The sequence below is a fragment of the Actinomadura sp. SCN-SB genome (assembly GCF_043906805.1).
Taxonomy (GTDB): domain Bacteria; phylum Actinomycetota; class Actinomycetes; order Streptosporangiales; family Streptosporangiaceae; genus Spirillospora.
In genome coordinates this window covers 1-868 of sequence record NZ_JBIMPP010000170.1, presented here as the reverse complement: position 1 = coordinate 868, position 868 = coordinate 1, and the positions used below count along the sequence as shown (strand labels likewise).

General features: G+C 70.2%; 1 protein-coding gene. It reads right to left on the bottom strand.

Annotated features, from left to right (window positions below):
* Window positions 1-38: 38 nt before the first annotated feature.
* Window positions 39-868 (bottom strand): IS66 family transposase (gene tnpC / locus ACGWYJ_RS38900; RefSeq protein ID WP_395111715.1); only part of this gene is annotated, 830 nt, incomplete at its 5' end.

The window sequence follows — 868 nt, the reverse complement described above, 5'->3', positions numbered from 1 at the left end:
GGTGACTGGTCAGCAGCTTGAGGCTGCGTGAGCCGATATCAGGCGGAGGAAGGCAGCCAGGGTTGCTGGTTGGTGAGGCGGGTGAGCGCGTCCAGGAGGCCGATGCCGTGCTTGGCGGTGGTGGCCAGGTAGGAGCGGATGGCGCAGAACTGCTGGGCCCCGCTCCGGGTGCGCAGGCACCCGGAGACCTTCTGCCGGATCTTGATCATCCGTATCTCGCGCTCGGCCGCGTTGTTATCGAACGGAACCCGCGCGTCTTCGGTGAAGCGGAGATGATCGTCGTGTTTGTCGAGCAGCCGCCGGGCCAGCGCGTTGTGGTCTTTCTCCAGCTCGCTGCGGCGGGCCGCGGTCGCCTTCACCCCGAGGCGGGCGGCGGACCGGAAGGCGTGCTTGGTGCCGGCCATCTTCACCGTGTCGAGGGTGGTCAGTGTGCCGTCGCGGGCCAGTGCCTCCTCCGCCAGGCGTTTCATGGTCCGCAGTGCGTCGGCGGCCTGGGCCGCCCAGCACCACACGTCCTCACCTTGGGCGGCGGTGTGGTGATCCAGGACGCCCTGCAGTTCGCGCAAGATGTGAGCGTTGCAGCGGGCGTGCGTGGCCTGGGTGTAGGTGTCGTAGGGTGCCCAGCCGTCGTGCACCGCGATCCCGGTGAAGGCGGGCAGCACCCCGGCGGCGTCCATCGCCTCGACCCCGCGCCGCCCGTGCACGGTGAGCAGCACGTACTTGCCGGTCGAGGCCGAGTGCACCCAGTGCAGCCGCCCGGCGACCCGCAGCCCGGTCTCGTCGAAATGCGCCACCTCGGCATCGGCGAGGCGGACACGGACCTGGCTGGTGAAGGCACCAAGCCCGGCGGCGGCCCGCTGCGTCAACG